Source organism: Lyngbya sp. CCY1209, from assembly GCF_055795065.1.
The window spans coordinates 1-6,400 of record NZ_JAYFER010000535.1 but is presented as its reverse complement, the minus strand read 5'-3'; the positions used below and the strand labels follow the sequence as shown (position 1 = coordinate 6,400).

The 6,400-nt window shown below is 58.3% G+C and carries 3 protein-coding genes; all 3 read left to right on the top strand.

Annotated features, from left to right (window positions below; all coding sequences use genetic code 11):
- A partial coding sequence (locus tag AC0QHF_RS17695) for an Ig-like domain-containing protein (RefSeq protein WP_324705557.1) occupies positions 1-3,950 on the top strand: 3,950 nt, incomplete at its 5' end.
- Between the two features lie 199 nt (positions 3,951-4,149).
- Positions 4,150-6,156, top strand: a complete 2,007-nt coding sequence (locus AC0QHF_RS17690; RefSeq protein WP_324705556.1) for an FAD-dependent oxidoreductase — start codon at positions 4,150-4,152, stop codon at positions 6,154-6,156.
- 45 nt (positions 6,157-6,201) lie between these two features.
- On the top strand, positions 6,202-6,400 hold a 199-nt coding region (locus AC0QHF_RS17685; RefSeq protein WP_324705555.1), incomplete at its 3' end, for a hypothetical protein.

The window sequence follows — 6,400 nt, the reverse complement described above, 5'->3', positions numbered from 1 at the left end:
CTCCCGAAGAGGGGTTCATAGGAGAAGCCACCCCCGTCAGTTATACCGTGTCCGACAACGACGGAGCCATTTCCAACGCAGCCAATATTACAGTGACGGTGACGACAGATGCCAATAGCCCCCCTGTAGCTGACGACAACGAAATCAGTCTCGACGAAGGGGGTTCGACACCTCTGGGACTCTCAGCCCCCACGGACCCGGATGGAGATGACCTCACCATCACTGTCGCCGGAGTGCCGAATGTGGGAACCGTTACCAAGGCGGACGGGACGCCGGTGGCCGAGGGGGACGAACTCACCCCCGAGGAATTGGAAGGGTTGATTTATCGGGCGCCGGATGATTTTGACCCGACGGCGGACCCGGGAGAGTTTACTTACACCGTCAGCGACGGGACGGAGACGGTGGAGGGGGGTACCGATATCACCATTACCCAGTCTGAGGTGAACGACCCGCCAGTTGTGGATTTGGACGGGGACGATAGCAGCGGTGTGGCTGGGACGGGTTATGAAACGACATTTATTGAGGGTGGGGAACCGATCGCGATCGCGGATACGGATATCAGTGTCGGCGACCCGGATGATACCATTATCGAAAGTGCCACGGTCACTCTGACGAATCGCCCTGACGGTGAGGCGGAAAGTTTGGGAGTCGCGGGCCCCTTGCCGGACGGCATCACCGCCGGCGAGTACGACCCGACGACGGGGACGATTTCTTTGACGGGTAGTGCTCCCCCGGAAGACTATCAGAGTGCGATCGCCCAGATCGAGTATAATAATACCTCCGACGACCCCGACACGACCCCCCGCACGGTCGAAGTCACGGTGAATGACGGCGAGGGTGACAGCGAGACGGCCACCGCTACCGTCAATATCACCGCCGTCGATCCTCCCCTCGACACCGACGGCGACGGCATCCCGGATACGGAAGATCTCGACGACGACAACGATGCTATTCTGGATGCGGAGGAAGGCGAGGGAGATACCGATGGGGACGGCATTCCCGATCGCATCGATTTCGAGAGCGACAGCGACGGCATCCCCGATTTCCAGGAAAGCGGACTGTCCCCAGAACAAATCGCGGCCCTCGACACCGACGGCGACGGGACGATCGATTTAACTAACGATTTTGGCGATAACGGTTTGGCTGATGCGGTGGAAGTGTTCCCCGAATCGGGGACGACGGACCTGGACGGGGACGGGGTGGCCGACAGTGCGATCGACACGGATGGTGACGGCGTTCCCGACTTCCGAGATCTCGACAGCGACAACGACAGTATCGGCGACGTGGTGGAAGCGGGCGGCACGGATGCGGACGGAGATGGTATCCTCGATGGGGCGGATGTGGATACGGATGGGGATGGATTAGCTGATGCGATCGATCCGGACGATGGTGGCACTCCCCTACCTGTTCCCAATGTGGATGGGGATGGCGTTCCGGACTACCGCGACCTCGACAGCGATAATGACGGCATCAACGATATCGTCGAAAGCGGTTCGGAGGACCCGGAGGGGGATGGCATCGTCACGGGACCGGATACGGACGGGGACGGTATCCCGGACGCGGATGACGGCAATATTGACGGATTCGGCAGCAGTGGCGACGAACCGCCTCTCGACACCGACGGGGACGGAACCGCCGATTATCAGGATCTCGACAGCGACGATGACGGTTTTCAGGATATCGTGGAGGCGGGGTTTGAAGATCCGGATGGGGATGGCCGCATCAATGACGCGGACACTGACAATGATGGCATTCCCGATGTGGTAGACCGCAGCGACGGGTTCGGGGATATCGGTCAACCGGGGGAAATTCCTGACACCGACGGGGACGGCATCCCCGATTTCCGGGAGTTCAACGCGATGCCCGACGCCGAGGATGACAAGACCGGGACGATCGCCGGAGAACCCGTCACCATCGCGGTTCTCGACAACGACAGCGACCCGGATGGGGATGTCCTCAGCATCGACCGTTTCGATGCGGTGTCCGCCAATGAGGGAAGCGTCACCCAGGATGGCGATACCTTGATTTACACTCCCGCCCCCGATTTTAGCGGTACGGATACCTTCAATTACACCGTCACCGACAATAACGGCGGAACGGATACGGCGGCCGTTACCGTGGAGGTTGAGGAGATTTTTGAACAGCCGACTGTTGTTTTTCCGGCTTTTGTCGTGACTGAACCTCCTGTCATCGAACCGGAAGAACCTGTTATCGAACCGGATTTCCGGGATGATAGTCCGGTGCCCTTGGAGGTTTGCTGCGAATGTCCGCCGTCTCCCCAAATTGACCCGATTACTCTCCCGGTTCATCCGATTCTGGATGCGATCGCTTTCCCGGAACTTCCCGATGTGTCGAATGGTGATTCGGAAGGGACGGAAAATGACGATCAGTTAATCGGAAGCGACGAAAACGAGTTTTTTGAAGCTTTCGGGGGCAACGATACCCTCCTTCCCGGCGGCGGGGACGACGAGGCCTTCGGCGGTTCCGGCGACGACCTGATGTTCGACGGGACGGGAAATGACGACCTGAAGGGAGATACGGGCAACGATACGGTGATCGGCGGCCCGAGCGGTTCCGAACCTCTCGGGGAGGATGAGAGCGATAATGATGTCATCTACGGCAACGAGGGCGACGATTTACTGGCTGGAAATCTGGGTCGAGACACCCTCCACGGAGGCGAAGGAAGCGATCGCATACACGGCGGTAAGGACAATGATTGGGTTCTGGGCGAACAGGGGGACGACACTCTCATCGGCGATGAGGGGGACGATACCATCCTCGGCGGGACGACCAATACCACCGTTGAAGATATGGACGGACTGGATTACCTCTGGGGCGGTTCGGGCAATGATTCTATGTTCGGCAACCAGCAGAATGATACTTTGGTGGGTGAGTCCGGTGAGGATGCTCTCCACGGGGGCCGGCAGGACGATCTCCTCTTCGGGGACGAAGGGGACGATACCCTCTATGGCGAGGAGGATAACGATACCCTGATCGGTGGCCCGAGCGGTCCGCAACCTCTGGGCGATACTGGCGATCGCGATCTGTTGTTCGGCGACGAGGGCGATGATTGGCTGGTGGGGAATTTGGGCCGGGATACCCTCCACGGCGGGGACGGAAATGATCGCGCCCACGGGGGCAAAGATAATGACTACATTTTTGGCGAAAAGGGTAATGATACCCTTGTCGGCGAACAGGGTGATGATACCCTCCTCGGCGGGACTAGCAACGACCTCGACCAGGAACCCCGGGATGTCGGCGGACGGGATCTCCTGTTCGGGGGGGCCGGAAATGATGTTATCAATGGCAACGAAGGCGACGATACCCTCGTCGGGGGAGATGATGACGACGAGATGAACGGGGGGCAGGATGATGATATCCTGTTTGGCGATCGCGGAAATGATTTCCTGTTGGGGGATAAAGGCAATGATACCCTCTGCGGTGGGGACGGCAACGATACCCTGCGGGGCGACCATGCTGAGGATGGCAACTCCCCCGCTGTCGGCGCCGAGGGACAGCAGGATCGGATGGCCGGCGGGGCCGGCGATGACCTGATGTATGGGGATGAAGGCCGGGATACCCTCTGCGGTAATGAAGGAAACGATATTCTCCACGGCGGCAAGGACGGCGACAGCCTCAGCGGTTGCGAGGGGGATGACCTGGTGTTGGGTGAGATGGGCGATGATATCTTGTTTGGGGGCGACGGCAATGATACCCTCACGGGTGGGGAAGGGAGCGATCGCTTCGTCCTCGCCGTCAATCCGGGTTTGGACCGGATCACCGATTTTCAGGTGGGTGTCGATTTCATCGCCCTCGAAGGCGGGTTGACTCGGGAACAGGTGCAGATGACTCAAGACGGCGCCGATGTTATTGTCTCTTTCGACGGCCAGCAATTGGCTATTTTTGAGGGGGTCAATTCGGATGCTTTGGAGTTGTCAGGATTCTTGTAATATCGATCCGCAGATTACGCAGATTGACGCAGATTTAATTGACGGGTGATCTGTGGAAGAATTGGGATTAATTGTAGGGGCGAATGGCATTCGCCCTTTCCCGATTCTCGATTCATATCAGATCCGCTTGTTTGACCGCCCTTCCGTGGGGGCAACCTTATAGGGTTGCCATTCATATAGCACGTTGGAGATTGTCACTTTGAACCGCAGATTTTTCGCCCGTCTCATTCTCGGCAGTTTTTCCCTATTTTGGGCCGTCCCGACGATCGCACAAAATGATATCATTCCCGAACCCGATCGCCGCGAAAGTTGCGATCTTTTGGTCTTCGGCAGCGGACTGGCGGGGACGGCGGCGGCTTACGAAGGACTGCTGGAGGGGCGGACGGTTTGCGTGACGGATATCACCGACTGGGTGGGGGGTCAGATTTCCTCCCAGGGGACTGCCGCCCTCGACGAACGGCCGACGCAGCGATCGCTTTTATTTTATCCTCGCGGTTATCTGGAATTGCGCGATCGCATCGAGGAAAAATACGGCATCCTCAACCCCGGCGCCTGCTGGGTGAGTGAATCCTGCTTCCGCCCCGACGACGGCCACGCCATTTTATTGGAAATGTTGCAAGAGGCGGCAAAACGGGGAAATGGTACTTTAAAATGGTTTCCCAATACGGTGCCGAAATCTCTGGAAATTGAGGACCGCCAAATCGTCGGCGCGATCGCCATTCAACACCAACCGGCGCCGGGTACGCCGCCCCTCAACACCGAACCCCTCTCCCGAGTCATCGAGGACGCCTACCGCTTCGAGGACTCGGACCGTTTCGACAAGACGATTATCGAATTTGTCCCCGCCAACTCGGGCCGCCAAGCCGCCGACTGGTACGTTATCGAAGCGACGGAAACCGGGGAAATTATCGGCATGACGAATATTCCCCACCGCCTGGGCATCGACGCCCGCACCCCCCTCGAACCCACCTCCTCCAGCGAAACGGGCGACCCCTATTGTACCCAGGGTTTCACCTACACCTTCGCGATGGAGGCCCTGCCGGGACCCAAACCCCACGAGTTGCCCGCATTTTACGATCGCTATGCCCCCTACTACAGCTATGAGTTGGAACGGCTGGCCAATTTCACCCTGGTTTACACCTACCGCCGCATCCACAGCGAACAGCCCGAGGGTCCCTTTTCCCCCAATCCCCGCCAATGGGATATCATTCCGGGGGACATCTCGATGCAAAACTGGACCTGGGGCAACGATTACCGCCCCGGCACGGCGGAGGACAATGCAATCCTGACGCCCCGACAACTGGCCGCCACGGGGCAGCTAGACCCCGGAGGTTGGATGGGCGGCGTGCGGGTGGAGACGCTGGCAAGGGGGGAAGAGAACGCCGTGGGGTTTTTCTATTGGCTGGTGGAGGGGACCACGGATTCCCAACTGGGGGACGGGTTCAAGGAACCCCACCCGGATCACCGCTTTTTGCAGGGGTTGGACTCGCCGATGGGGACGGTTCACGGACTGTCCAAGTTTCCCTACATGAGGGAAGCGAGGCGGATTATCGGACGCCCGTCTTACGGCCAGCCGGAGGGGTTTACGGTGTGGGAAACGGACATTTCTCGCAATGATTTCGGCAAGGATTTTTACCGGGAAAATTTCTCGTCTCAGGAGTATCGGGAATTGTGGATGGCGTTGGCGGGGTTGGAGTTGCCGGAGATGGTGGCGGAAAATCTGACGCCGGAGGAGATTGGGAGGCGATCGCGATCGACGATTTACCCGGATACGGTGGGGATCGGACATTATGCGATCGACTTTCACCCCTGCATGACGCTGAGTCCCCCGGAAACGCCGGGAAATACGGAACGGGAGGGGGAACGCCTGGGACAGGGGGCGGCGTATCCGTTCCAAATTCCGCTGCGGGCGATGATTCCCCAGGAAATCGACAATTTGTTGGTGGCGGGGAAGAGTATCGCCACCAGCCATATCGCGGCGGCGGCGTATCGGGTGCACTCGTTTGAATGGTCCTCGGGGGCGGCGGCGGGGACGGCGGCGGTTTTTGCGGGCGATCGCGATATTTTTCCCTATGAATTGGTGGATGAGTTGCCGCGGCGGGAACCGCTTTTGGAGGAGTTGCAGTGGATTTTGGAACAAAACAACAATCCGATCGCGTTTCCCAAGACTTCGATTTTTAACAATTCTTGGGAGGAGTGGCAGTAGGGGCGACTATTTTCTGTCATCTTCCTGTCATTTTTCCTGTTTAAAGTGACAGTATCGAGTTCAAGAAGGCAGAATCAAGAGATGACAGAGATTCAAGCGGGAACAACAGTAACAGGAGTGGTCACGGATTTTGCCGATGAGGGCGATGATTTTATATTGGATTGGTCGGGGGGTTCAACTCTTGTCGATCCCGACCCCCTAGATGCGGATGAATTGGGTTTAGCGATCGGGGAAACTGTCAATG